Source organism: Variovorax humicola (assembly GCF_037889915.1).
Taxonomy (GTDB): Bacteria; Pseudomonadota; Gammaproteobacteria; order Burkholderiales; family Burkholderiaceae_C; genus Variovorax; species Variovorax humicola.
In genome coordinates, this window is record NZ_JBBKZV010000001.1 from 128897 (window position 1) to 155623 (window position 26727).

Annotated in this window: 19 protein-coding genes; 9 read left to right on the forward strand and 10 right to left on the reverse strand. The window is 65.2% G+C overall.

Features of this window, described 5'->3' with window-relative positions; genetic code table 11:
- Positions 1-13: 13 nt before the first annotated feature.
- Positions 14-6169 carry a non-ribosomal peptide synthetase/type I polyketide synthase gene (locus tag WKW80_RS00580; RefSeq protein WP_340361589.1) on the forward strand — a complete coding sequence of 2052 codons (6156 nt, stop codon included), beginning with the start codon at positions 14-16 and terminating at the stop codon, positions 6167-6169.
- Between the two features lie 24 nt (positions 6170-6193).
- On the forward strand, positions 6194-7099 hold the full coding sequence (locus WKW80_RS00585) for a hypothetical protein (protein ID WP_340361590.1): 906 nt from the start codon (positions 6194-6196) through the stop codon (positions 7097-7099).
- A gap of 175 nt (positions 7100-7274) precedes the next feature.
- Here WKW80_RS00585 and WKW80_RS00590 read toward each other — a convergent pair whose 3' ends face one another.
- The 5 genes from WKW80_RS00590 to WKW80_RS00610 form a co-directional block, all read right to left on the reverse strand.
- Entirely contained in the window at positions 7275-8660 is a 1386-nt protein-coding gene (locus WKW80_RS00590; RefSeq protein ID WP_340361591.1) for an alpha,alpha-trehalose-phosphate synthase (UDP-forming), read from the reverse strand.
- On the reverse strand, positions 8657-9430 hold the full coding sequence (gene otsB, locus WKW80_RS00595; protein ID WP_340361592.1) for a trehalose-phosphatase: 774 nt from the start codon (positions 9428-9430) through the stop codon (positions 8657-8659). The genes WKW80_RS00590 and otsB overlap by 4 nt, the downstream gene beginning before the upstream one ends.
- A 228-nt stretch (positions 9431-9658) precedes the next feature.
- Positions 9659-10783 (reverse strand): tRNA nucleotidyltransferase/poly(A) polymerase-related protein, encoded by a 1125-nt coding sequence (locus WKW80_RS00600; protein WP_340362174.1) that lies wholly within the window; start codon positions 10781-10783, stop codon positions 9659-9661.
- A gap of 75 nt (positions 10784-10858) precedes the next feature.
- Positions 10859-11554 carry a glutathione S-transferase family protein gene (locus WKW80_RS00605; RefSeq protein ID WP_340361593.1) on the reverse strand — a complete coding sequence of 232 codons (696 nt, stop codon included), beginning with the start codon at positions 11552-11554 and terminating at the stop codon, positions 10859-10861.
- Between the two features lie 93 nt (positions 11555-11647).
- Positions 11648-13648, reverse strand: coding sequence for a lytic transglycosylase domain-containing protein (locus WKW80_RS00610; protein ID WP_340361594.1), 2001 nt, complete (start codon positions 13646-13648; stop codon positions 11648-11650).
- 9 nt (positions 13649-13657) lie between these two features.
- Between WKW80_RS00610 and WKW80_RS00615 the strand changes: the two genes are divergently transcribed.
- The gene (locus WKW80_RS00615; protein ID WP_340361595.1) at positions 13658-14275 is read left to right on the forward strand and encodes a 5-formyltetrahydrofolate cyclo-ligase; all 618 of its coding nucleotides are present in this window, start codon (positions 13658-13660) and stop codon (positions 14273-14275) included.
- A gap of 25 nt (positions 14276-14300) precedes the next feature.
- On the opposite strand, the gene WKW80_RS00620 is transcribed toward WKW80_RS00615, so the two are convergent.
- Positions 14301-15284 carry a LysR substrate-binding domain-containing protein gene (locus WKW80_RS00620; protein WP_340361596.1) on the reverse strand — a complete coding sequence of 328 codons (984 nt, stop codon included), beginning with the start codon at positions 15282-15284 and terminating at the stop codon, positions 14301-14303.
- Between the two features lie 126 nt (positions 15285-15410).
- Between WKW80_RS00620 and WKW80_RS00625 the strand changes: the two genes are divergently transcribed.
- Positions 15411-15722 (forward strand): DUF2917 domain-containing protein, encoded by a 312-nt coding sequence (locus WKW80_RS00625; RefSeq protein ID WP_340361597.1) that lies wholly within the window; start codon positions 15411-15413, stop codon positions 15720-15722.
- Positions 15723-15732: 10 nt separating this feature from the next.
- Here the strand turns inward: WKW80_RS00625 and WKW80_RS00630 are convergent, their stop codons facing one another.
- Complete coding sequence (locus WKW80_RS00630; RefSeq protein ID WP_340361598.1) at positions 15733-16131, reverse strand: BLUF domain-containing protein; 399 nt, start codon at positions 16129-16131, stop codon at positions 15733-15735.
- Between the two features lie 145 nt (positions 16132-16276).
- Between WKW80_RS00630 and WKW80_RS00635 the strand changes: the two genes are divergently transcribed.
- Both WKW80_RS00635 and glmU read left to right on the forward strand, forming a co-directional pair.
- Positions 16277-17047, forward strand: coding sequence for a Crp/Fnr family transcriptional regulator (locus tag WKW80_RS00635; protein ID WP_340361599.1), 771 nt, complete (start codon positions 16277-16279; stop codon positions 17045-17047).
- Positions 17048-17243: 196 nt separating this feature from the next.
- Entirely contained in the window at positions 17244-18656 is a 1413-nt protein-coding gene (gene glmU, locus WKW80_RS00640) for a bifunctional UDP-N-acetylglucosamine diphosphorylase/glucosamine-1-phosphate N-acetyltransferase GlmU (protein ID WP_340361600.1), read from the forward strand.
- Positions 18657-18688: 32 nt separating this feature from the next.
- Here the strand turns inward: glmU and WKW80_RS00645 are convergent, their stop codons facing one another.
- Positions 18689-19687, reverse strand: a complete 999-nt coding sequence (locus tag WKW80_RS00645; protein WP_340361601.1) for an exostosin domain-containing protein — start codon at positions 19685-19687, stop codon at positions 18689-18691.
- Between the two features lie 62 nt (positions 19688-19749).
- The gene (locus WKW80_RS00650) at positions 19750-20238 is read right to left on the reverse strand and encodes an Lrp/AsnC family transcriptional regulator (RefSeq protein ID WP_340361602.1); all 489 of its coding nucleotides are present in this window, start codon (positions 20236-20238) and stop codon (positions 19750-19752) included.
- A 167-nt stretch (positions 20239-20405) separates the two neighbouring features.
- Between WKW80_RS00650 and glmS the strand changes: the two genes are divergently transcribed.
- Both glmS and WKW80_RS00660 read left to right on the forward strand, forming a co-directional pair.
- Positions 20406-22286, forward strand: coding sequence for a glutamine--fructose-6-phosphate transaminase (isomerizing) (gene glmS / locus WKW80_RS00655; protein ID WP_340361603.1), 1881 nt, complete (start codon positions 20406-20408; stop codon positions 22284-22286).
- A 441-nt stretch (positions 22287-22727) separates the two neighbouring features.
- Positions 22728-23072 (forward strand): hypothetical protein, encoded by a 345-nt coding sequence (locus WKW80_RS00660; protein ID WP_340361604.1) that lies wholly within the window; start codon positions 22728-22730, stop codon positions 23070-23072.
- Here WKW80_RS00660 and WKW80_RS00665 read toward each other — a convergent pair.
- Positions 22992-24224 carry a helix-turn-helix transcriptional regulator gene (locus WKW80_RS00665; RefSeq protein WP_340361605.1) on the reverse strand — a complete coding sequence of 411 codons (1233 nt, stop codon included), beginning with the start codon at positions 24222-24224 and terminating at the stop codon, positions 22992-22994. The genes WKW80_RS00660 and WKW80_RS00665 overlap by 81 nt on opposite strands.
- Positions 24225-24560: 336 nt before the next feature.
- Between WKW80_RS00665 and WKW80_RS00670 the strand changes: the two genes are divergently transcribed.
- On the forward strand, positions 24561-26726 hold the full coding sequence (locus tag WKW80_RS00670; RefSeq protein WP_340361606.1) for a glycoside hydrolase family 19 protein: 2166 nt from the start codon (positions 24561-24563) through the stop codon (positions 26724-26726).
- Position 26727 lies beyond the last annotated feature (1 nt).

Genomic DNA, 26727 nt, shown 5'->3' on the forward strand with positions numbered 1-26727 from the left:
CGAGTAAATCCACATGAATTCCAGCACCTACCAACGATTCACGCGTCTCTTCGAAGCTCGTGCAGCGGCGCATCCGGACCGGGTGGCGGTCATGTTCCGGGGCACTCCCATGACGTACGGCGAGCTGGACGCTCGCGCAGAAGGCATCGCTCGCCAGTTGCGTAGCCTTGGAGTGGTACGCAACGACTTGGTGGGCCTGCATGTGGAGCGATCTGTCGGCATGCTCGCCGCGATGCTCGGCATTCACAAGGCGGGCGGCGCCTATGTGCCGCTGGACACCGCGTTTCCGAGGGAACGGCTCGACCACATCGTGGAAGACGCGCAGCTACGCTACCTGATTCACCATGGGGCGATCAAGCTGTCGGTGCCGCCAGTGCATTGCATTGACCTGGCGATCGAACCGGCCACCGCCGCAGTCGCGGCGGCAGTGGTCGAAGCGGGCGAGGACGACCCCCGCGACCTGGCCTATGTCATGTACACCTCGGGCTCCACGGGCAAGCCCAAGGGCGTGAAGGTACACCACGGGGCGGTACTCAATTTCCTGCGCAGCATGCAGCAGACGCCGGGCCTGGACGAGTCGGACGTGCTGGTCGCGGTGACCACGCCATCCTTCGACATTTCCGTGCTCGAGCTGTTCCTGCCGCTGGTCACTGGGGCGCGTATCGCGCTCGCCTCGAAGGAAGAAACGATGGATGGCCAGCAACTCGCGGAGCTGATCCGTGCCAGCGGCGCCACTGTCATGCAGGCAACGCCAGCGACCTGGCGCATGCTGTTCCTGGCCGACTGGAAAGGTGCGCCCAAGCTCAAGGTGCTGTGCGGCGGGGAGATGCTGGACAACCCGCTGGCGCAGAAGATCTGCGGCGTGACGGCCAGCCTCTGGAACATGTACGGACCGACCGAGACCACGGTCTGGTCGACCTGCTGCCAGATCAAGGACCCGGCGGCTCCGATTTCGGTGGGCTACCCGATCCTCAACACGACTGTCCACGTCCTCGACGAGGCCATGCGACCGCTGCCAGCCGGCAGTTCCGGCGAGCTCTACATCGGCGGCGACGGCGTGACCTTGGGCTACACGCAAGAGGCGCTGACCACGGCGCGATTCGTGCGCGATGTGTTCTCGGACGATCCGCAGGCGCGGCTCTACCGCACCGGAGACGTCGCAAGCTTCAATACCGACGGTTCGCTGCAGATCGTTGGCCGCATGGACGAGCAGGTGAAGGTGCGTGGCTTCCGCATCGAGCTCAACGACGTGCAGAAGCACATGCTGGAATGCCCTGGCGTCGAGCAGGGCGCCGTCGTATGCCGCAGGGACCCGCTCGGCGAGAACCAACTGGTGGCGTTCATCGTGACGCAGGCCCCCGGCAGCGCCGACCAGCGCAGCATCAAGGCGTTCCTGACCACGCGCTTGCCCGAGTACATGGTGCCGTCGAGCGTGTTCACGCTCGATTCGCTGCCGCTTACGCCGAACGGCAAGGTCGACAAGAAGGTACTTGCCACCGCGGCCTTCGAGGACGACGGCGACAGTGGGGACGTTTCGCAGACCGAGGCGGACGCGACCGACCTGCGCGCGATGCTGACGGCGATCGTGGCGCGGCTGGTCAAGCTGCACGACGTCGATCCCGATGCCAACCTGTTCGACCTCGGCATAGATTCGCTGCAGGCCAACTACATCGCCGCGACCTTGTCCAAGCGCGCGCGCTGCCGCGTCAGCGTCGGCGACCTTTTCGAACATCCGACCGTCAATTCCTTCCTCGCCCACCAGGACGACAAGCTCTACCTCGAGAAAGTACGCGAGAGTGCCCGTGCCCGCATGGCGCTGCGCCAGCGCAAGGGGGCAGCCGGCGCCGACGGCGAGGCGATCGCGATCATCGGCATGGCCGGCCGGTTCCCCGGTGCCAACACGATCGATGAGTTCTGGACGGTGCTGTCCGAAGGCCTCGACACGGTCACGCGCTTCACGCCCGAGGAAGACGATCCCGCGGTGGACGTGCAAGACCGCGAGAACCCGAACTACATACGCGCGCGGGGGATGATCAAGAACCCGGAGATGTTCGACGCGTCCTTCTTCGGCGTGAGCCCGAACGAAGCGGCCGTGATGGATCCGCAGCAGCGCGTGTTCCTCGAGATCGCGTGGGAGGCGATGGAAAACGCCGGCTACGACCCGGACCGCTTCGAGGGCCTGTTCGGCGTGTACGCCGGCATGGGCAACAACTTCTACTACTACCACAACGTTTCCACCCGACCGAACCTGATCCGCATGGTCGGCGAGGTGCAGGTCGAGATCGGCCGCGAGAAGGACCACATTGCCACGCTGGTATCGCACAAGCTCAACCTGACCGGACCCAGCGTGAGCGTGCACACGGCCTGCTCGACCGGCCTGGTCTGCATCGACAACGCCTGCCAGAGCCTGCTCAGCTACCAGTGCGACGCCGCCGTGGCCGGCGCGATCGAGTTGCGCACGCCGCAGATGAGCGGCCAGATGCACGAGCCGTCGGGCATCTTCACCGGCGACGGGCGTTGCCGGCCGTTCTCCGACAACGCCAGCGGCACCATGTTCTCGGACAGCGCCGGCGTGGTGGTGCTCAAGCGCCTGAGCGATGCGATCGCCGACCACGACAACATCCTCGCGGTGATCCGCGGCTCCGCCGTGAACCACGACGGACTGGGCAAGAAGAGCTATCTCGCGCCCAGCGTGAAGGGCCAGATGGAAGTGATTGCCACCGCGCAGGCGCGGGCACGCATCCTGCCGTCCTCGGTGACCTACATGGAAGCGCACGGCACGGCGACGCCGGTGGGCGACCCGATCGAGTTCCAGGCGCTGCGAAACGTGTTCGAGCTGGACAGCAAGCAGAAGAACTACTGCGCGCTCGGCTCGGTCAAGGGCAATCTCGGCCATCCGACCACCGCCGCCGGCGCGATCGGCGTGATCAAGACCGCGCTGGCGCTGCAACACAAGAAGATCCCGCCGCTGGTCAACTTCAATGCGATCAACCCGAACATCGACATCGAGAACAGCCCGTTCTACATCAACACCCAGTTGATCGACTGGGCGCCGGGCAACAACGCGCGGCGCGCGGGCATCAGCTCCTTCGGCTTCTGCGGCACCAACGCACACGTCGTGATCGAGGAGAGCCCCGAGGTGCCGCGAGCCGCTGGCAGGCCTGCCCGGCCGTGGCTGCCGGTGCTGTTGTCGGCAGCGACCGAGACGGCCCTGAAGGAACTGACCGAACGCGTCGGCGCAGCCTTTGCGGCCGACGCGGCGCCGCGCCCGGTCGACGCTGCGTTCACGCTGGCAGTCGGCCGCAAGCGCCTGAAGCAGCGCCGCTTCGCCTTGTGCGACATCACGCGCCCAGGGCAGTTCGAGGAGATCTCGGCGCCACGCAAGGCCGCGAGCAATGCCACGCCCGAACTCAGCTTCCTGTTCCCGGGCCAGGGCGCGCAGTACCTCGGCATGGGGCATGACCTGTACCAGACCGAGCCAGCCTTCAAGGCCGCATTCGACCGCTGTGCCGACCTGCTGCTGCCGCATCTGGGAGAAGACCTGCGGCGCCTCGTCATGGGCATTGGCGCGGAGGCCGACGACAAGGCCGAGCGTGAGGCCAAGCTCAACAGCACCCACATCACGCAGCCGGCGATGTTCTGTATCGAGTATTCGCTCGCGACGCTCTGGATGAGCTGGGGCGTGCAGCCGGCGGTGTTGTGCGGCCACAGCATCGGCGAGTACGTCTGCGCCGTGCTGGCGGGCGTGTTCTCGCTCGAGGACGGTATTCGGATCATTGCCGCGCGCGGCCGCCTCATGGGCGCATTGCCGCGCGGCGTGATGTTGTCGGTACGGCTGGCGCAACAGGATCTCGCGGCCGATCTCGAAGGCACGCGGCTCTCGGTCGCGGCCATCAACAGTCCCAGCCTCTGCGTCGTCGCCGGCCCGGCCGAGGAGATCGACGCGCTCATGGCCAAGCTCGATGCCCGGGCGGTGCGCTGCCAGAAACTGCATACGTCGCATGCGTTCCACTCCTGGATGATGGAACCCGCGGTGCAGCCGTTCCTGGACATCGTGCGCGAGGTGCGCCTGAGCGCGCCGCGAATCCAGATCGTCTCGACGGTGACCGGCCTGGAACTCACTGCCGCGCAGGCGCAGGACCCGAACTACTGGGCCTCGCACATCACGCGCCCGGTGAACTTCTCCGCTGCGATCAAGACGTTGTGGGATCAGGAGAACCGGGTGATCCTGGAGATCGGCCCGCGTGGCTCGATGTCGTCGCTCGCGATGACGCAGGCAGTGCACAAGGGCAAGCAGGTCGCGATTCCCTCGCTGGCCGATTCGAGCGAGGACCATGCGGAATGCCGCGCGCTCGCACGCGCCATCGGGCAGTTGTGGGTGAACCGGGTCGAGGTCGATTGGAACGCGTATTTCCAGGACGACGTGGCGTATCGCGTGCCGCTGCCGACTTATCCGTTTGAACGCAAGCGCTACTGGGTCGAGCCGGCCAACGTGCGCACCGCCACGCCCACGGCCACCGACACGACCAGCCAGCCGATGGGCGACACGGAGGAAGCGGCCGCCGCCGACCCGGACACTGCGAGCCAGCGCATAGTCAAGGAGCTGCGCACCATCCTCGAAGAGGTGTCTGGCGAGAACATGCAGGAAGCCGACCTCAGTGCGACGTTCTTCGAACTCGGGCTCGATTCTCTGCTCCTGACGCCGATCACCTACATGGTGAAGGAACGCTTCGCGGTGACCATCACGTTCCGCCAACTGCTGAGGGACCTGTCCTCGCTTGGCGCGTTGTCAGCGCACCTGCTGGCGCAGATGCCGGCACGCTCGGGCGCGGCCGCATCGCCTGCAGCGACCGCCGCGCAAACCGAAGCGCCTGCCTCGCCGGTCGCGACGCTGCGCGCAATCCCGACCACGGTCGCGCAGCGCGCCATGCTGGCGGCCGAAGCGGCCGATGCGCAAGCCGGTCTGGCGCATCTGGAGTCCGTCGCCATCGAGTTCGCCGGCGTGCCGCGCAAGGAATCGCTGGAAGCCGCGATCGAGAGTCTTTGCGATGCGCACGACATGTTGCGCGCTTCATTCGTCGCGGACGGCAGCGCGGCGCATGCCGAGGCCCGGAGCCGTCCCGAGATCCGATGGGTCGACACCGATGCCAACGGCGTGCAGGCCACGATCGACGCGGAGATGCGGCGTCCCTTCGACCTTGCGTCGGCGCCGTTGGTGCGCTTCTCGGTGCTGCGCATCGACGCGCAGCGGCAGATGCTTGTCATGACCGCGCATTCAGCCGTGTGCGACCGCTGGTCGATCGACGTGCTTATCGAGGAACTGGCGCACGCGTATAGCCAGCATGTGGAGACGGGCAGTGTCGCGCCGCCGGTGGCCGAGCAGTTCGTGGACTATGCAGCGCGGGAGGCGGCGTTCCTCGCAAGCCCGCGCGCACAGGCCCAGCAAGCCCATTGGGCGCTGGAGCTCGCAGGTGCGCCGCGCGCCCCGGAATTCAAGGGCGCGGCCGCGTCGTCGCAAGACGCCGGAGGCGAACTGGCCCATGCGGCGTTCGTCGTCGACGCACCGACATTGGCGGCGCTCAAGGACGCGAGCGCGAACTGGCGCTGCAGCCTCTTCAACACCTTGTTCGGAGCGCTGCACGTCGTATTGCACCGGCACGTGGCCGGCGGCTCCGTGGTCGTGGCCACGCCCTTTGCGGGCCAGTCCGCGGCCAACATGCCGAGGCTGATCGGTGCCTGCACCAATTTGCTGCCGATCCGCACCGCCAATGCGGGTGCTCGCCCGTTCACCGAATTGCTGCAGGAGGTTCAGGGCAAGCTGATCGCCGCCTACGAAAACCAGGACACGCTGGTCGAGCCGGTCGCGATGGCGTTCGTCCACACCCAGCGGCTGCGGGCCATCACCCACATCTTCAAGGGGCTGGAGGCGGACTACCGGTTCAACGCGCGCGCCGACCAGGACTCCGGCGTGGTGTTCGACGTGCTCGAATACGACGACAAGCTCATGGTCGACTGCACCTGGAAGGCCGGACTGTTCAGCAGCGTCCAGATGGCGCAGGTCTTTGCGGACTACCGCGATCAACTTTTCGAGCTGGCGGCGACGGCGCGCATCGCGGCCCCGGTCGCGGTGCCGTCACCTGCCCTTGTTTCCGAACTCAGCGACGGCTGAAATAGGCGTTCATCGCTGCCATACATGCAAGTTTCCAAGAACAACATCCTCCACGGTCTCGCATACGCTCTTGGTGAAGACGCCCTCGAATACGGCAGCGCGAACGGCTTCGAAGCACTCAAGCTTCCCAACCGTCCGGCCCTTTGGGGCTGGGGACAGTATCGGCGCGCAACCAGCCTCGTCCTCGATCTGCAGCTGGCGGCGGCGCGCGGCGCGCTGGCGAACGCGGGACTGGACCCGCTGGAGATCGACGGCGTGCTGTTCTGCCATGCGATCTCGCCGGTGCACGAACGTGACGCAACGGCATCGGCGTGCCGCTTCCTGGTCGAGCTGGGCCTGGACAACGCGTTCCCGATCACGCTCGGCTTCAATGGTTGCGCCGCGATGCTGTCGGGCGTGACCACGGCTGACGGCCTGCTGCGAAGCGGCCGCTTTCGCAATCTGCTGGTGGTGGCGGGCGATGTGCATCCTGAGGCCGAGGCACGCTTCCTGCGCTACGCGATCTTCAGCGACGCGGCATGCGCCTGCGTGATGTCTGCCAATTCGGCGAGCGGCTATGAATTGATCGGATCAGCGATGGCCGCCGATAACAAGACCATGAGCGCGGACGCGACCTTCAGCTCCGAGCTCGCGATGCAGACCAACCAGGCGTTGCTCGGCATGGGCCAACTTCAGGCCCCCGGCGTGGCAAGGGTCTTCTGCAACAACGTGTTCTTGCCGATCACGATGCTGAAGGAGACCGAGGGCGGGTTCGAGCCCGACCAGATCTATACCGGGAATGTCAATCGCATCGCGCATTGCTATTCCGCCGATGCCTTGATCAACCTCTGCGACTACGCCGCAGCAGGTGCCGTGGAGCCCGGCGATTACTTCGTCGCGGCCTCGGACTCGCCGGGGCTGCGCGCCTCGCTGCTGCTCCGCGCGATATAGCGATATCGCTTCGGCTCGCCTCACGCCATCGCGTGACCCCTGACGCATGAAACCAGGACGAGCACTGCGAGGTCTGTTCGTGGGCACCCGCGGAATCGGCTTTGCCGGGCCGCCGGGTGCGCCGCCCCGTGGAGGCCCTGGAGGAGGGCGGCGCCGCAGGCGCTTCGGAGGTGTTTCATCCTACTGGAATCGCCTCGCTGAGCGCCTTCAGGAATGTGCTGCGCCACCAGTGCACGTCCCGTTCCCGGATGCCCTGCAGCAGCTTCTGGTGCCGGTGCCGCCGTTCTTCCAGCGGCATGTGCAGCGCCTGCTGCATGACCTCGGCCGTGCCGTGCGTGTCGTAGGGGTTCACCAGCAACGCTTCCTTCATCTGTTCGGCTGCGCCCGCGAAGCGCGATAGCACCAGCACGCCGGGATCGGCCGGGTCTTGCGCCGCGACGAACTCCTTGGCGACCAGGTTCATGCCATCGCGCAAAGGCGTGACCAGCCCCACGGCCGCCGCGCGGCACAGCCCGGGCACGCGCTTGCGCGCCACCATGCGGTGGATGTAGCGCACCGGCATCCAGTCGAGTTCGCCGTAGTCGCCGTTGATGGCCCCGCACAGCGACTCCAGTTCGCGCCGGATGTCGCCATAGGCGTCGACCGTCTCGCGCGTGGGCGAGGCAATCTGTATCAGGGTGGCGCTGCGGCGGTTCTCGGGGTAGTGCGCCAACAACTCGCGAAATGCGCGTACGCGGTGCGGGATGCCCTTGGAATAATCGAGCCGGTCGATGCCGAGCATCAGTCGCCGCTTCGAATACTCGCCTTTCATGGTCATGTACATGTCCTGCGCCTCTTTCGCATGCGTGAGCACCATGAATTCGTCGACGTCGATGCCGATCGGAAACGCGCTGCTGCGCACCGTTTGTCCGTACGCCTGGTACGTATCTCCGCCCAGCGCATTCCCGCGTGCCTCGTTCAGGACGTAGCGCTCGAAGTGCTCCTGGTCCTGGTGCGATTGCAGGCCGATCAGGTCATAGGCGAACAGCGAGCGCATGAGCCACTCGTGCTGCGGTATCGCGGCCATGATGATCTGCGGCGGCAGCGGAATGTGCAGGAAGAAGCCGATGCGCTGCCGGCAACCCATCGCGCGCAGTTCGGCTGCCAGCGGGATCAGGTGGTAGTCGTGCACCCAGAGGATGTCGTCGCGTTGCAGCAGCGGCAGCAGCTTGCGCGCGAACAACTGGTTCACGCGCCGGTAGCCGCCGATGAAGCCAGCGTCGAAATGGGCAAGGTCGAGCCTGTTATGGAATACCGGCCACAGCACGTCGTTGCTGTAGCCCAGGTAGTAGCTGTCATGGTCTTCGCGGCTCAGGTCGATGGTGGCCAGCGTGACCTTGCCGGCCTGCTGGCGATGCAACTCGCCTTCACCCGAAGGGCCGCCTTCGACGACCGTTCCGCTCCAGCCGAACCACAGGCCACCGCTCTGCTGAAGCGATTCGCCGATCGCCACGGCCAGCCCGCCGGCGGCCGGCTTGCGCGGGTCGGCCACGCGATTGGAGATGACGACGAGCCGGCTCATGTGTTCCGGTCTGCGTTCGTGGCAGCTGGCTGTTGCGGCGTTGCCGCGAAAAGGTTGCGCGCGTCGACCAGCCACTCGAACACCGCGCGCGTGGACTCGAGCCGGTGCGTCGCCAGACTCGGTCCGCCGCCCACCTTGATCGCAATGCCCCCGTGTGGCTGGACGACGGCGAAGCCGCTCTCGTCGGTGGTGTCGTCGCCGGCGAACACCGGCACGCGACCGGCAAAGGGAGGCTCGTGCATGAAGGCATCGATTGCGACTCCCTTGTTGATGCCGGCCGGCTTCACCTCGAACACGAACTTGCCGTGCAGCATCTCCAATTGGGGCTGGTGGGCGATGATGGCCCACATGGCTTCGCGGCAAACGGCTTCGAGGTCCGGCGCCATCCGGTAGTGCAGGGCGACGGCTGCATGCTTGCGCTCGACCAGCAGGCCGGGGTGGGCGCCGGCCAGCTTGTTGGCCACGTCGAGCACGGCTTCGAGGTCCGGCGGGCGCTGCTCCTGCATGTTGCCCCTGGCATCGCGCCGCTGGACACCATGTTCGCCGGCCGCCGGCAATCGAAGCGGCGCCAGGAAACGGTCGATGACGTCGATCTGCCGCCCCGACACCACTGCCAGCGCACCGCCGAGCAGGTCGTGCAAATCACCGAGAAGCCCGATGAGTGCGGGCGGTACTTCAATGGCTTCGGGCGTTTCGGCGAGCGCCACCAGCGTGCCGTCGAAGTCCAGGAACAACGCGGCGTCGGGGGTCAGGCGGGGAGGTTGGTGCATGAGCGGGCCACCTTAGCAGCGCGGCGCCGCCTTGCGCGTCGGTCAATGTCTCAAAATGAACGACAGTCCGTTCATATCGGTTCTCCACCGCGCTTCGCGCGACCCGCGACGCATGAAAAACCAGGACGAGCACCGCGAAGTCTGTTCGTCGGCACCCGCGGAACCGGCTTGTATCGTCAGGGTCGCAGGGTCGCAGGGTGTCGGGGTGGAGGGCCTGACGAGCGGTCCTCACGCCAGCGCCTGCGCAACCGCCGCAATGCGCGCGCGCCGAATCGCATCACCGATCCTGGGCCCCGCCTCCCCCGCCAACTGCGCGTGGCGCGCAATGGCATCCGTGGCGACAGCCTGGACGGCCGAGAGTGCAGCCTCCAGGCGTTTGCCGGCCGCCGCCGCATCGCCGACCCCACAGCACTCGCATGCCAGCAAGAGCTGCGCAAAACGCGCCGGCTTGCGAATGGCATCGCAGCGCTCGAGCAGCGCAACGATGTCGGCGGCGCACAGCGCGGCGCTCGCCCCGATGGCCTGGCCCTCGCGCTCGAACACCACCGCCAGGTCACGTTCGTCCGTGGGCGCCCGCAAACGATCGCAGACGCCGGGCACCGACGGTCCGATACCCCACGTGAGGCAACTGAAGCGAACCGGCAATGGCGCAAGCCTCCGCGCCGCGCGGTCGATGGACTGAAGCCGATCGGCGCGGGCCTCGATCTCCGGCAGCAGCCTTTGCATCGCACCGCATTCCTGCAACACGGCGAACATGCGCGACGGCATGGTTTCCATCAAGCCGCGCGCCAACTCCTGCCATACACGCTCGGGCACCAGCGCATCGACCTCGCCCGCCTCGACCATGCCGCGCATCAGCGCCATGGTTTCGGGCGCGACGCTGAAGTCATGAAAACGTGCGGCAAAGCGCGCCACGCGAAGGATGCGCACCGGGTCTTCGCGGAAGGCGTCGGTCACATGGCGCAGCACCTTGTCCTGCAGGTCGCGCTGGCCGTGGAAAGGGTCGACCAATGCAGCCGCATCGGTCACCGCGGCGTCAGCCAGTTCGGACGGCAGCGCGATCGCATTGATGGTGAGGTCGCGCCGGGCCAGGTCTTCCTCGATGGTGACGTCAGGCGAGGCGTAGATCGTGAAGCCACGGTAGCCCGGCGCGCTCTTGCGCTCGGTGCGGGCCAGCGCATGTTCCTCGCGCGTCTTCGGATGCAGAAACACCGGGAAGTCGCGGCCCACCGGAAGGTAGCCGCGCGCCGTCATCTCCTCGGGCGTGGCGCCGACCACCAGCCAGTCGCGATCGGAAACGGGCAGGCCGAGCAGGCGGTCGCGCAGCGCGCCGCCCACGAGATAAGTCTTGATGCCAGTGGCCATCGGGCGAGTGTAGGGGCGGGCCCGCCTGGTCTTGACCGGGGCCGCTTCGACGCGGCAGAAGACTCAGCGCTTGAGCCGGTACGGCTCGTCGAATGCGACGAAGTCGTGCTCTGCCAGCGCTCCCTCCACCCAGGCCTTGACGCCCGGCAACGCTTCCACGCGCCGCATGTAGCCGGCCACGTCGACCGGCACCGGCAAGGCGTAGCGCGTCAGCCGCATGACCACCGGCGCGTAGTACGCGTCGGCAATGCTGAAGCGGCCGAACAACATGCCATCGGCGTGGCTCGGAGCATGGTCCGCGAGCAACTCGCTCCACATGGAAATGATGCGCGCCACGTCGCCGCGCGCGGCCGCGTTGTCGCGCCAGATCAAGGCGCCCTGTTGCGCCAGGTCGGCCTCGATGTTCATGACGCAGGCCGAACGCAGCGCCTGGAAACCGCCGTGCATCTCGGCGCAGATGCTCCGGGCGCGGGCGCGTTGCGCCTTGTCGGCCGGCCAGAGTTGCGCCTCGGGGCAGGTCTCGGCCAGGTACTCGGCGATGGCCAGCGTGTCCCATACGGCCAGCCCGTCTTCGACGAGCACCGGCACCAGGCCGGTCGGATTCAGCGGGCCGATGATGCGCTTGAACTCGGAGTCGGGACCGAACGAATCGAAGCGCACGAAGATCTCGTCGAACGGGATGCCGGCCTGCTTCATCAGCACCCACGGCCGCATCGACCACGACGAATAGTTCTTGTTGCCCACGTACAGCTGGCGCATGACTAGTCCCCTTCTTTGTAGAGCCGTCGATGCTAGCGTTCCGCGCGCCTGCCGTGATGCTGAAAACGCGCCGGATTGATGCGCGGCCCTGCGCTACGGAAGGTCCTTGTTGATTTCAGGCACGGCCGCATCGCGCGGGCCGATCAAGCCCAGCCGCGCCTTCAGCGACTGCGGCTTGCCGGTGATGATGGCGGCGTAGTTGGTGGTGTTGGCCAGCACCTTCTTCACGTAGTCGCGGGTTTCGGCAAAGGGCACGTTCTCGGCCCAGATCGCGGCTTCGACGACCGGGCCGTTGCGCCAGTTGCGCGGCCGGCCCGGCCCGGCGTTGTAGGCGGCAGCCGCCATCGGCATCGAGCCATCGAAATCGTCGAGGGCGAGCTTCAGGTAGCTGGTGCCGATGACGATGTTGGTCTCGCGGTCGTTGATCTGATTCGGCGTGAAGCCGGCCAGGCCGATCTTGTTGGCGGTCCACTTGGCCGTGGCTGGCATCACCTGCATCAGGCCCGAGGCGCCAACGCCCGAACGCGCATCCATGATGAAGCGGCTCTCCTGGCGGATCAGGCCATAGACGTAGGCCGGGTCGAGGCCTATGTCGGCGCTCTTGCGGAGCACCGTGTCGTGGAAGGGCATCGGAAAGCGTTGCTCGGGATCGATCACGCTCTTGGTGCGCTCGCTGGTGTTGATGCAGCGGTCCCACACCTCGCGCTGGCAGGCGAAGTCGGCGGCGGCCAGCAGCGCGCGGTCGTTCATGCCGCCCTTGTCGTGCAGGTTTGTGGCGTAGTTCCATTCGCGTGTGCCTTCGGCGCGCAGGCCCATCGAGATGGCATAGAGCGCACGGTTCAGCGCGGGATTGCTCGTGGCGGCGCGCTTTTCCTCGGCGGTGAGCGGCGCGGGCCGGGTCGGCATGGTGGTGCGCTGGCCGAGTTCCTCCAGTGCCAGCATTTCGTAGAAGCCGCGCGTGCCGGCGATGCTTTCATAGAGGCGGCGCGCTTCGGCGCGGCGATCGTCGCCGCCGAAGGCCTGCAGCGAGCGGGCCCGCCAATAGATCCATGTCGGGTCTTGCAGCGCGTCGGGGCTCATGGCCGCGGTCGCCGCCTGGACCTCTTTCCAGTTGCCCATGCGCAGTGCGGCGCGGGTCTTCCAGCCGAGCATGTCGTCGCTCAGGTCGCCGTTTTTCGTGACATTGCCAAAGTAGCCCATGGCCTGCGGCGACAGCTTGAGCGCAGCCTGCTTGCCGATCGTGCCCCAGAGCCAGTTGCGCTCTTCGGGCGAGAGCAACGCGCTCCACCTGTCGTCGAGTTGCGCAGCCGCCTGGTCGGGATCGGCCACCGCGATCCGGATCAACGCCAGCACCACGATTTCCCTGCGCGCCTTGCCAGCGACCGGGCCGCTTTTGGCCAGGTACCTGGCCGCGCCTGCGTTCATTTCGTCGAACTGGGGCACGGCATCCGGTGACGCGATGAGTACGGCGCCACGCGCGGCTCCCGGCCGGTTGGCATCGACAGAGAGCCGGGCCTTCTTCCAGACGTCGTTCGGCGAGAGCATGCGGGCCGAGACGAGGCGGTCGGCCGCCGTCATGCAGCCGTCGTCGGATTCGCGTTGCGCAAACCAGGTGCGCCGGACTTCGTCGGCCTGTGCCGCGGTCGGATTGCCGTTGCGCAGCATGTCGACCAGCACGGCGTAGCAGCGCACCTGTGCATCGTCACGCATGCGGTAGCCGTCATGCATCGTGGCAAAACCGTCCCAGTCCCGGCGCTGGCCGAGCAACAAGAGCCAGTCGTTGCGCAGGCGGTCTTCCTGATAAGTGCCGGCGTAGCGCGTCAAGAAGTCCTGCACTTCCTGCGGGCTGGCTTCCTGCAACCGCGCCTTGAGCTCCCAGTAGGCGGCCCAAGGCTCCAGGATGTGGCCGCGTGCCTGCGGCAGCAGCGCGGCCAGCCGGGCCCTGTCGCTGCGCTGGGAGGCCTGCTTCATCTGCAGCAGGACGTCGTCGTTCTGGTTGCCTTGCGCGCGGGCCGGCAGCGACAGGGCCACTGCAGCCAGAACAAGAATGGAGAGGAGGGTGCTCTTGGGTGCCAAAATGCTTCGAAACTGCATCGGGGGATTATGGACAAGTCAAAGGGCGCCGACACCTCGGCCACTGCCAGTTTTCTCAAGACTCAGCTGCGCAATGCACTGATCGAGCAGCGCCTTGCGTTGCCCGACCGGCAGGAGCGCGCCGACCTGCTCCAGCGTGTGATGCGAATATGGCTGGTCGGTCGTCCCGACACCGTGATCGGCGCGTACTGGCCGATCAAGGGCGAATTCGACCCGTTGCCGGCGCTGCACCGCTGGAAGGAGGACGGCGAATTGCAGGGCGCGCCGCAGCCGCGGCAGATCGGCTTGCCGGTGATGAACCGCCAGCACAAGACCCTGACCTTTCATTCCTGGTATCCCGGCTGCCCGATGGAGCACGATGCCTTCGACATCCCCAAGCCCAAGGACACGATGCTGATCGTGCCGACGCTGCTGTTCGTGCCTTGCCTGGGCTACAGCGCGGGCGGCTACCGGCTCGGCTACGGCGGCGGCTTCTACGACCGTACGCTGGCGACGCTGCAGCCCAGGCCGTTCACGGTAGGTCTAGGCTTCACGCAGGGATTTCTGGACGACTTCGAGCCGGAGGCGCACGACGTGCCGCTCGACGCAATCCTCAACGACAACGGCGTGGTCTGGCCGATCGGGTGATCGATCGGCCAACGGCCGCGGAGGGTCAATCGATGAAGTCCACGGTGTCCGGGTCGGGCACCTCGCCGATCGTGTCGCGCGTGGTCGCGGCCTGGTCCTGCAGCCACTCGCAGAACGCCTTGATCTCTGGGCGCTGCTCGCTGCGTGGTCCGATCAACAACCAGTAGGCCATCGGCGAATCCATGCGGTGCTGCGGCAGTACCTCCACCAAATCGCCGTTCGCCAGGCTTTCGGCAATGAGCGAACTGCGTGCCAACACCAGGCCTTGGCCCGTCAGGGCCGCCTGCACCATCTGGTAGGCGTAGTTGAAGTAGATCCAGCGCCGCGGCTGCACGCGCGTCTGGCCGGTGGTTTCGAACCATCGCCGCCAGGTGAGCCATTCGAGGTGCGTACGGTGCGCATCGCCGGCTTCGATGAGCGTGAACTGCACGATATCGGCGGGCGTCTTGATTGGCGGGCTGCTCTTGATGAGCCAGGGGCTGGCCACCGGCGTCAGGGTTTCGCCGAAGAGTCGCAGCGCGCCCGCCGGCATCCCGCCTGCAGGGCCGTAGCGCAGCGCAACGTCGACGTCGGCCATGTCGAGGTCGACCGCCACGTCGCTGGCATCGATGCGGATGTCGATGTCGGGGTTCTCGCGCTGGAAGGCCTCCAGCCGCGGAATGAGCCACATCGATGCGAACGACGCAAAGGTCGTGAGCGACACGCTCTTGCGCCCCGCGCTTTGGCGAATCTGCCGGACTGCGCCATCGATACGTGGCAGCGACTGCTGCACTGCCAGCAACAGTTGCGCGCCCGCGCTGGTGAGCTCCACGGCGCGCGTGTGCCGCAGGAACAGGCCCACGCCAACCTCTTCCTCGAGCGACTGGATCTGGCGGCTCACGGCCGATTGCGTGAGCGCCATTTCCTCCGCTGCCGCACGAAAGTTGAGATGGCGGGCCACCGCCTCGAAAGCGCGCAAGTGGCCGGCCGAGATCGGCCGGGAACGCAAGTGGGTCTGGGAATGCTGCACGTTGATTGATGCGAGAACGGAATCAGTAGCCTACCTCGTATTCATTGGACTGCCAATGGCGGCAGGTAGATCATTCATTCCCGAATCGCGATTTTGCGATATCTGGAACTTACTCAGGAGTCCGTCATGTCTACCGCCGTTTGCGTCTCGTCGTCGTCCGTTTCGTTGCCCGCACGCCCGGCTACCGTTCCGGCCGCGACGCGTCGCGGCGCCTGGCAGATATCTGCTGGCCAGGCCATCAGCCTGAAGGCGTCGTCCGACAGCATCATGCGCGTCAAGCAAGGCCGTGTCTGGGTCACGCTCGACGCGAACCGCGCGCATGCCAGCGAAGACCTCGTCTTGGCGCCCGGCGAATCGCTTCGCGTTGGCGCTGGCGAGCGCCTCGTGATGGAGCCGTGGGACGGCTACGGCGCCAGCTATACCTGGGACGCCGCCTGAGCCGCCGGCCTCAGGAAATGTCGTAGCGAGGGCGCAGTTGCAGGAAGCGCGCGAGCGCTTCGCTGCCGTCGAGTCGGTCCAGATCAGGGAATCCGTCCTCGGCGTCGGCCAGGCCCATGTCAAAGCGGGGATAGCGCCGCTTGTCGAGCGGGCCTTCGTAGACCACGCGAATGTCCGTGTGGCGCGGGTCTTCGGCGATGCGGTCCATGAGCCTTACCGTCGCGTCGCGTGGCCCCTCGAAGTGCTGGCAGAAACGGTAGCCGTCGAAGACCAGCAATCCCGTGATTCCGCGTTGCGCATTCCGCGCACGTGCGTGAGCAACGATGGCGCCGACCAAGGCTGGCGAAAGTCCGTCGGCGAGGTTGCTGCAATAAAGTATCTCGTGAAGATCCGCGTTCTGGGGGTTCATGCGGTCACGGAGTCTAGGGAGCAATTCACGATTCGAAAATGTGAAAAGACACAGCGTGGCGCCCGGGCCCCACTTCGGTTGCATGTGCCCAGAGCCGGCTTCGGGCCGATACGCCCGGACCCGACTTCCGACCTATAGTCCCAAGGTGAAACTCGAGGACTACTCAGCACCTGTCTATCCGCCGCATTGCCCCCACCCGTGCGAGTCGTGCGAGTTGCGTGGCAGCCCTGCCTTCAATCCGGTGTCTCTGGATGAACTGCGGGCGATTCAATCATTCCGCGACGGTTCGCGCGTGGTGGAGGCAGGACGGCCTGTCATCGAGGAACACAGGGCGAGCTCGCAACTGTTCACGTTGTATTCAGGTTGGGCATTCCGCTTCAAGACACTGAGTGACGGCCGGCGACAGATCCTCAGCTTCCTGTTGCCGGGCGATTTCATCGGTGTGCAGGACGAATTTTCCGACGGCCGGACGCACGGCGTGGAAGCGGCAACGCTTGTGACGCTGTGCGTGTTTCCGCGGGACAAGCTCTGGCCCTTGTTTCGCAGCCAGCCACGGCTTGGCTATGACATCACCTGGCTTGCCGCCCGCGAAGAAAAGATGGTCGACGACAACCTGGTGACCACCGGCCGGCGCAACGCCATGGAGCGCGTCGCGATGTTGCTCATGCACCTGTATCGTCGCGCCCAGCGTGCGGGCCTGGAGCGCGACGGCTGGGTCGAGTTTCCGTTCAACCAGCAGCACATTGCCGACGCAATCGGCCTGTCCCTCGTTCACACCAACAAGACGTTGAGGCGTCTGCAGCGACTCGGCCTGCACAAGCTCGATGGCGGCTGGCTGCGTATCCTCGAACCGAAAGCGCTCGAGACCCTGGGTGATTATTTCGAACGGCCCTTCCGGCCCACTCCACTCATCTGAAGGCGATCCCGCCGTCTTTCGCATTTGCGGTTGGATCAGGAAGCTGCAAGCTGACGCGCGCCGCTCTCGTGTTCGCACGCTCGCCAGTTCGTTGCAGGCCAGCTTGACCGCGCTCCAGGCGCCGAACAGCGCGCACGCGAGGGCGACGACGATAATTCGCGCCAATTCCACGCATTGAATTCGAGAGCACGCACGCATGACAGATTTACCAAGAAATGACGAGGATCCCGTCGATATCGTCGTCATGGCGGCCGGCAAGGGCACACGCATGAAGAGCAGTTGGCCCAAGGTCTTGCATCGTCTGGCCGGCCGCGCGCTGGCACTGCACGTGCTGGACACTGCCTCGCGCCTGCATGCCCGACGCGTGGTGGTGGTGACCGGCCACGGCGCCAACGAAGTCGAGGCCGCGCTGGCGGACGCACCATGCGCGCCAGTCTTTGCACGCCAGATGCCGCAACTCGGCACCGGACACGCTGTGCAGCAGGCGGCGCCGCTGCTGCCCGACGACGGCATCGTCGTGATTCTGTCGGGCGACGTGCCGCTGATTCGCGAGGACACGTTGCGCGCGCTCATCGCGGCCTGCGCCGGACGCCGGCTGGCACTGTTGACCATCGACTTCGAAGACCCCACAGGCTATGGCCGCATCCTTCGCGATGGCGATTTGGTGCAAGCCATCGTCGAGCAGAAAGACGCGAGCGAGGCGCAGCGCGCCATCAAGGAGGTCTATAGCGGCGTGATGGCGGTGCCCGCGCGGCTGCTCAAGCCCTGGCTTGCGCGGCTCGACAACCGCAACGCGCAAGGCGAGTTCTACCTGACCGACATCGTGCGCATGGCCACGCTCGACGGCGTGCCGGTGGTTGCGCATCGCACCGATGATCGCTTGCAGGTCACGGGCATCAACGATCCGGCCCAGCTCGCGGGACTGGAACGCGCGTGGCAGCGCCGCCTGGCCGATGCGCTGATGGCGCAAGGGGTGCGGCTGGCCGACCCGGCGCGATTCGACGTGCGCGGCTCGCTGGTGTGCGAGTCGGATGTCGAGATCGACGTCAACTGCGTGTTCGAAGGCGCGGTGTCATTGGGGGCCGGCGTCACGATCGGTGCCAATTGCGTGATTGCCAATGCGCGCATCGAGACTGGCGCAGTGATCCATCCATTCACTCACATCGATGGGGAGAAGGCCGGTGTGACGGTCGGCGAGGGATCGCGCATCGGCCCGTTCGCCCGCCTGCGGCCGGGCGCGCGGCTGGGCGCCGAAGTGCACATCGGCAACTTCGTCGAGGTCAAGAATTCGACGCTGGATGCGGGTGCAAAGGCCAACCATCTCGCCTACCTTGGCGATGCCACCGTGGGTGCGCGCGTGAACTATGGCGCGGGCAGCATCACCGCCAACTACGACGGCGCCAACAAGCACCGCACCATCATCGGCGACGACGTGCATGTGGGGAGCAACTGCGTGCTCGTGGCGCCGGTGACCATCGGCGCGGGTGGCACGGTGGGTGGTGGTTCGACCGTAAGCAAGTCGACCGAGCCCGGTGCGCTGACCATCGGGCGCAGCAAGCAGGTGAGCTTCGCGGGCTGGAAGCGTCCGGTGAAGCAGCCGAAGTCCTGAGGTCGGTGGCGGCAGTCGAAGAATCCGCGCCTTCAAGGCACGGGGCGCGCAAAGAAGAGATTGCGCACCTTGACCTTCACGCGTTGAGGCAAGGTCCAGCGGTTGGTCCAGTACATCTGCCAGGAACGCCAGCGCGCGACTTCCTTCTCGGCCGAGTCGGACGCCGAACGGGCCTGGATACATGAGAGCAGCGCGTCGGCGTAGTACGACATCATGTGTTCAGGGCTGAAGTACCGGAGCCAGGCCTTGCGGGCCTCGCCCCCCAGGTCGGCCGCTTTCGGCAAATGCGCCTGCAGCGTCTGTTCCAGGCGGGGCAGGTCTTTTTCGGCGACCCGCACTGAACACCTGTCCCAATCCGGGCCTTGCGGTGGCACAAATTCATCGGCGATGAGTACCGGCGGAACGCCGAGCGCCATGCTTTCATAGATTCTGAAAGTTGCCGGAGCCCATCCCGCCGGGCAGAGCGAGAAATGTCCCGCCAGCAGCAAGTCGACATAGTGCCGCTTTTCGCCGGGGGCATGGTTGAGCCAACTGTCGGTTGTTTCCATCTTCGTCAGTGGCGAGTCGGCATACAAGGACAGGAGGCCGTACCTGAGCGCGTGATTCGACTTCGGATTGCCGCGCCACGTCGCGAGATAGCTCGGCGCCGGGCGCAGGCCCTCCGGGCCGGCCAGCACGAACTCGTTCGGTGGTTTCGGGAACGGTACGGTTCTGTGCAGCGCGCGCTGCATGCGGCTGTGCGGCAGGCACGCATAGATGCCGCGCAGGAGCCCCGTGGCCGCGTCGTCCAGGTTGATCGTGTAGACCTTGTGCGGATACTTGCTCGCGACCGGGTCGGCCAACAGGGTCTCGATGTACCGCCATTCCTTGAACGACCAGAGTTCGTTCAGCACGATAGCGTCGGCATCCCCCGGCGTCGCGCTTTCTTCGATGCCACTGCGGGCCAGCAAGCTCTTGCGGATGTCGTTGATCAGCGTCGGGTCGCGGTCGGCCAGCGTGCATCTGTCCGGGGTCAGGAAGTAGATACGCATTCCGATTCCCTCTTGTCTATTCTTGCGATGGACTTCCTTGTCGACATTCTTGCCGCACGTTATCAGGGCGTGCTCAGCGGCACCATGGGTGCGAACTTGGCGCGCTTCAGGCTGAAGTACGCCTTCACGTTGCGCACATTCGCGTCGGTCGTGAAGAGGCGCTGCTGGAGCGCGAGGTAGTCGGGCATGTCGCGCGCCGCGACGATGAGCACGAAGTCGGGGCCGGGTGACACGCGGTAGCACTGCTGCACCGCGTCGTCGGGGGCGACGCGCGCTTCGAACAAATCCAGCGCTTCGCTGTCTTGACGGTCCAGTGAAATCTCCACCACCGCCTGCAGGCCGTGGCCCAGCAAGGGCGCGAGCTTGTCGGGTGAGAGCAGGGCGACTTCGCGCTCGATCAGCCCGGCCGCGCGAAGCCGCTGCACGCGGCGCAGGCAGGTTGGCGGCGAGACATGGGTATCGGCAGCCAATCGCTGATTGGTCCGCGACGCGTCGCGTTGCAAAGCGTCGAGCAGGCGCAGGTCGGTGCTGTCGAGCAGGATCGGTTCCATCGGTTCGTTGATCGATTATTTCATAAACATTTGATATTCGGAACAAATAACCATTTTGACCGAATCAAGAAATAATAAACCAATAATAAAAGAGTATTGGAAGCAATATTCAATTCTGCTCGCCTACCATTCGCCCCTGACAACACACTCATCAAGGCAGGTCTCTCATGTGCGGCATCGTCGGCGCGGCATCCCATCGCAACATCGTTCCGGTCCTGGTCCAGGGCCTCCAGCGGCTCGAATACCGCGGCTATGACTCCTGCGGCGTGGCTGTGCACGCAGGCGGCCTGACGCGCGCCCGCACCACGTCGCGCGTGGCCGAGCTGCTGACCCAGGTTCACGACGACCGCGTCGTGGGCCTCACCGGCATTGCGCATACGCGCTGGGCCACGCACGGTGCCCCGGCCGTGCACAACGCGCACCCGCATTTCAGCCACGGCGCAGGCGAGGACGCGGAAACGACGCGCCCCGCGCGCATTGCGCTGGTGCACAACGGCATCATCGAGAACCACGAGCCCCTTCGCGCTGCGTTGCAGGCCAGGGGCTACGTGTTCCACAGCCAGACCGACACCGAAGTCATCGCGCACTTGATCGACAGTCTCTACGACGGCGACCTGTTCGAAGCCGTCAAGGCCGCGGTGCTTCAACTGCACGGCGCCTATGCGATTGCCGTGATCTGCCGTGACGAGCCGCATCGCGTGATCGGCGCGCGGCAGGGCTCGCCGCTGATCCTCGGCGTGGGCAAGGACGGCACCGAAAACTTCCTGGCCAGCGACGCGATGGCGCTTGCTGGCGTGACCGACCAGATCGTGTACCTCGACGAAGGCGATGTGATCGACCTGCAGCCGGGCAAGTACTGGATCGTCGATCGCGCCCACAAGCCGGTGGCGCGCACCGTGCGGACCGTGCAGGCGCACAGCGGCGCGGCCGAACTCGGCCCATACCGCCACTACATGCAAAAGGAAATCTTCGAGCAGCCGCGCGCCATTGCGGACACGCTCGAAGGCGTGGTCGGCGTCGCGCCGGAACTGTTCGACGGCGTGACGCACGATGGAGCCACCGGCGCCAGCGCCCATCGGGTGTTCAAGGAAATCGACACGATCCTGATCCTGGCTTGCGGCACCAGTTTCTACAGCGGCCTCGCGGCCAAGTACTGGCTCGAAAGCATCGCGAAGATCCCGACGCAGGTCGAGATCGCGAGCGAATACCGCTACCGCGACTCCGTACCCGACCCGAAGACGCTGGTCGTGACGATCACGCAGTCCGGCGAAACCGCGGACACGCTGGCGGCGCTGAAGCATGCCCGCAGCCTTGGAATGACGCAGACGCTGACCATCTGCAACGTGGCGACCAGCGCGATGGTGCGCGAGTGCAAGCTGGCCTACATCACGCGAGCAGGCGTCGAGATCGGCGTGGCCTCGACCAAGGCGTTCACGACGCAGTTGGCGGGCCTGTTCCTGCTGACGCTGGCGCTGGCGCAAGCCAAGGGCCGGCTCAGCGACGCGGACGAAGCCCGCTATCTGCATGAGATGCGGCACCTGCCTGTTGCGCTGCAATCGGTGCTGGCGCTGGAGCCGCAGATCATCAGCTGGTCGGAGGACTTCGCGCGCAAGGAGAACGCGCTGTTCCTTGGCCGCGGGCTGCACTATCCGATCGCGCTGGAAGGCGCGCTCAAGCTCAAGGAAGTGACCTACATCCATGCCGAGGCCTACGCGGCGGGCGAGTTGAAGCATGGTCCGCTCGCGCTCGTGACCAGCGAGATGCCGGTCGTGACCGTCGCGCCGAACGACGCGCTGCTCGAAAAGCTCAAGAGCAACCTGCAGGAAGTGCGCGCGCGCGGCGGTGTGTTGTATGTGCTGGCGGACGGCGACACGAAGATCGAAAGCAGCGAAGGCCTGCACGTCATCCGCATGCCCGAGCACTACGGCGCGCTGTCGCCGCTGCTGCACGTGGTGCCGTTGCAATTGCTGGCGTATCACACGGCATGCGCGCGGGGCACGGACGTGGACAAGCCGCGCAATCTGGCCAAGAGCGTAACGGTGGAGTGAGGGGCGCGGCGGCGGGCTCTCTTCTTCTCCTGGAGTATCTTGCGCGCGCTGCATCCCGGCATCGACGTCGGCCCGAACCATGTTCTCGATCGGCACGCTCGCCTGTTTGAGCCCGATCACCGCGACCACGCGCCGGTCACCACCGGGGGCATCCACCGGTCGAGCCGGTTCACTGCCAGATCGGCGCGGATGGCAGACGCCGGGGGCTTTCAATCCGTCCCGCGAGGGGGCACTGACGCTGTCAAGCGCCGATCGTCAAGCGGGGAGAAGACCTCCCAGCAGACTGGTGACGGCAAGCTTCCCCGCAAACCAGGTGGCTGCCGCAGCGACAACGGTGGCGGCTAGCCCATCTTTCTCCAATGTCCAATATGGATTTGGCATCGAGCGATTGGCTGCGAATATCGTCGAGAAGCCAGAAGTGTTTCGCAAATCGCCGAGATCATGAAGTACATCAATGTGCTCGGCGGCCCGGACATCCATGAGCACTTCCCCGCCGGATGGACGGCCGCGCTCTCCACGCTGTTCCAGATGTTCAAGCACTATGCGGAGTATTCGGGCGGCACCTCCGATCCGCTCGTGGTCTCATGGCCCAAGGGCATCAAGGCACGCAGCGAGATCTGCAACCAGTCCCCTACTCGACTGACATCTGCCGACGATTCCTCGATGCGGCCGACAACGGTGCATCCGACAAACCCGTTGGCACCGTCAGCGTCCGGCGCTGCGAGCCAGCGTCATGGACGGCGTCTCCCCGAAGAGTTGCCGGTATCGCTGGGAGAAGCGGCCTAGTTCGAAGAAGCCGAGCGACATGGCGATCGTGGTGACGGAGGCGGTTTCGCCCGCGCCCTGCAGCATCTGCCTTGCGATCCCCAGTCGCCGGCCCATGATGAACGCTTGCGGCGTGCAGCCGCGCACTCGCTTGAAGCTCTTCTCGAGCGATCGGATGCCTACCTCGATCGCCGATGCCACCTCTTCCACGCCGATGGGCTCGCCCAGGTTGGCAGTGATCCACTCCTCGGCTCTGCGTACCTGCGCGAGGCTGATGTCCTCGACTGCTTCGCTGGCCTCCGGGGCGCTCTCCGCGAGGCATTCCGCGAACAGGGTGAGCAGCAGGCGTTTGGCATGCCCGCGCGCCGGCCCGGCCATGCAAAGAGGCGAGTTCGGGTTGTCGAGCTCGAGGACCAGCCAGGCGGTGTACGAACGCAGCGACCTCAGATCCGCGGTCGGGGGCAGCACGCCAAGCCAGTCCTGGTATCGGGAGATGGTGTGGAAGCGCTGTTCCATCGCGTCGCGGACGCACTTTCCGTCGAAGCTGACGAGGAGGAACTTGGACGGGCCCAGAATCGACTTCAGCTCCATGCCCGGGCTGTGGACGACGACGTTGTGCGGATCGGAGACAAAAGGGTGCTTGCCGGTCCGGTGCTCCATCGCACCGCTCTGGTGGAGAAAGAGCCTGAACCGGTCGGACAGCGGTCCCTGGGCCCTCAGGTCGACCGTGCATTCGTGCTGGACGTACGAGAAAGCCACCTTGCCCGCGTCCAGATGGTTCCAGCGAAGGCCGTAGTCGCCGTGGAGGATGGTCGTGCGATTTCGTTCCCAGATCCGGCTTGCGAACTGTGAGGATTCGTCGACGTCCATGCTGGAAAAAATGCGGTAGCTAGACAGCGGTTCCAAAGCTCGTCCCGGATGCTTGTTGTGAGTCGATGCTAGCGCACTGGCGCGCGTTCCTTGCCTCCGCCAGCATCGACGGGAGAACAGGGGAGTGGCCCGGAAGGGAAAGGACGGGTCCGGACACACCCAGTCGACCACAGCCGTCGCGCCCCTCGCGGTGATCGCCTGCAGGACGGGTGCGGAGCACTCGGCGACCGCCGTCCGCGCGAGTTCGATGGCTTCGTCGCACGCCGCATCGTCGGCGAAATCCGCCGGCACGCAGAGCGCCAAGTCGCGCCCCTCTACACCCCAGCCCGCTGGCCGATCTCATGAAGCAAGCAGCCTGGTCCACGGCGGGGATTTGTCTTCAGCGCACACGCTCGCCTCTTGGCAAGCCAGAGCGCTACTCGACCTGGGAGCGTCCCACCTGGCCTCGTCGAGCAGCACCCGGAAATCTCGATCGACCATTCGATCCTTCAAGCAGCCAAGCCGGATTCCGGGTGCCGCGGCGCGTTGGGCGCCATGCAGATTGCGACGCGCGTCTACGGTCGCTCTTTGCATAGCTGCGGGCTCCTACTGGCACAAAGATGCGCCCTACGCTTTCGCCGGGAAAGCGGAGGGAACACGATGAAAAGATTCTCCAGGATGGTGGCGCCGCGGCTGCCGCTCGAGTCGGTTGCTTCCGCTCACGACATCCTTCCAAGGCCGGAGGCCGCCTTCCAAGGGAAGCTTGTGCCCACGATGAAGGATTCCAAATCCGGCTTCTCGACGGCGGTCCGGGCGGCCTCCAAAGGTGCGCCCAACGCGCCATTAGTTCACATGCTGGCCCTTGCCAGACGCAGCGCTTCTCTACGTCATGACTCAAGTCAGGAGCCGTATGCGTTAGCTCTGCACGAGCGCTTCGGTGCCCTGCTCTCATTCCATGTGAGATCGGTAAGTGCGGTGGCGTTGATACTCACTGCAGCTTCAGCGTGGGCCGCGACTGCCTGGCACGAAGGCGCTAGTTATCGGGTCGGAGATGTCGTGACTTATGACGGTCGCGACTACGCGGCACTCCAGGCACACACGGCATACGTCGGCGCGAACTGGACGCCTGCAAGTACGCCGACATTGTGGCGGGAGGTGAGTGGGGCACCTCAACCCGTGCCTGCGCCGGTACCTGCTCCAGCGCCTGCACCTGCACCTGCACCAACGCCAACGCCGACGCCGACGCCGACGCCGACGCCGACGCCGAGTGGCTGCCATTCGCAATGGTCCGCATCGCAGACCTACGCGCAACCTGGTGCGCGCGTGACCTATCAGGGTCGCAACTACCAGAACAAGTGGTGGACCGCGAACGACATTCCTTCACAAAGTGGGCCTTATGGCGTATGGGCCGATCTAGGGATCTGCAGCGCAGGCACGCCGACCCCAACTCCAACCCCGGTCCCGGCGCCGACACCCGTTCCGGCACCACCGCCGGTGCCAGCACCGACACCGACACCGACACCGACACCAAGCTCATCGAACAAGCCCCAGGTCACATTCATCGCTGCATCTGCGGGGTATCCGACCTCGGGTCAATTCGCGGCGGCCGAAAAGGAACTCGGCAAGAACGTGTCTGCCACGGATCCCGCGGTGCTGGACCGGAGCCGGGCGGCGTTGAAGACCTTGCCTGATGAACAGACGGATGCGATTGCGACTGGCGCCGCGACCAATCCGGAGAACGTCAAGCGTGTCGAGCGAATCATGACCGCGGCGAAATTCGATGAAATGTTTCCCGTCAGGCATATCAAATACAGCTATATCAATCTGTTGAAGGGCGCGGGCAAATTTCCCGCTTATTGCGCGACCTATACAGACGGGCGCGATTCGGATGCCATTTGCCGCAAGCTGCTAGCAACCTCTTTCGCGCATTTTGTTCAGGAGACCGGCGCCAATTGGCCTTCTCTGACACCGGCCACTGCCCGTGGCTACGCTGAGCACAACAACTTCGTCTTGGCGGCAATGCCACAGGGCACCGCCATACCGACCTATCACCAGGGGCTCTGGTACTTGCGTGAATCGGGCTACGAGGAGGGCTCGGCGGTCGGGGCGTATCAGGACTGCTTCCGTGGCGCAGGCAGCACGATATTTTCAATATTCTATGCGTGCGGTAGAAACTCCAAGGGCGAGATGCTCGATTATTTCGGCCGTGGTTCCAAGCAACTCTCCTGGAATTACAACTTCGGCCCCTTCAGCAAGGCTGTTTATGGAGATGGCAACGTATTGCTCGACGACCCGGGGAGGGTCGCAGATACGTGGCTGAATTTCGCATCGGCTGTATGGTTTGCTGTCACACCTCAATCCCCCAAGCCATCGATGATATGGGTCGTGGATGGAACATGGAAACCCAATGCAGTGGATCTGGCCAATGGTATGACACCCGGATTCGGCGCGACGGTCCATATCATTAATGGTGGAATTGAATGCGGTGGCGGTTCCGAGAAGCCGCAGGTGCTTAATCGCATCGATGCCTATCGCCACATTGCGGCCGATCTGGGCGTGTCGATTCCCGTCGACGAACAATTGGGTTGCGCCAATATGAAGGGTTTTCAACCGGGTTCGTCGGCGGTCACCAAGGTCTATCTGGACAAGGCATGGAACTACAACGCTGCCAATCCGGGTGGTGTCAGTTGGGCTTGCCAGTTGGTCGACTATCAAATGCCGTTTTCGCTGCTGAATGCAGGCGACTATGAGATTTGTGTCAATTATTTTTTTCGAGGTCAGGTGTACTGGCAAGGCACCAAGGTCATCGACAACACCGTGCAGTAGC